This is a genomic window from Leifsonia sp. HAY1-4F (assembly GCF_056755275.1).
This window is the reverse complement of record NZ_JBNDHX010000314.1, coordinates 1-267: the sequence shown is the minus strand read 5'-3', so window position 1 is coordinate 267 and position 267 is coordinate 1. Positions and strand designations below refer to the sequence as shown.

The 267-nt window shown below is 62.2% G+C and carries 1 protein-coding gene; it reads right to left on the bottom strand.

From position 1 onward, the window contains the following. The coding region (locus tag ACPYOG_RS19650; protein ID WP_481295801.1) for a response regulator transcription factor at nucleotides 1-267 on the bottom strand (267 nt) is incomplete at both ends.

Here is a 267-nt window from a genome sequence, read left to right as displayed (position 1 = left end):
CATAGGCTTCGTCCGAGTAGTTCGACCAGAACAGGATGCGCGTTTCCGGGCGCTCCTTCCAGATGGTGCGCGCGGCCTCGATGCCGTTGCGCTCGCTCATCTGCAGGTCCATGACGATATGGGCGGATTTGCAATCGCGCGCCAGCCGCTCTCCGGTTCCGCCGTTTTCTGCTTCCAGCACGCCATCGCATTCGGGGAGGGCGGCGCGGATGGCCTCGCTCAGATAGGATCGATGGAGAGGATCGTCCTCGATGATCAGCACCTTCA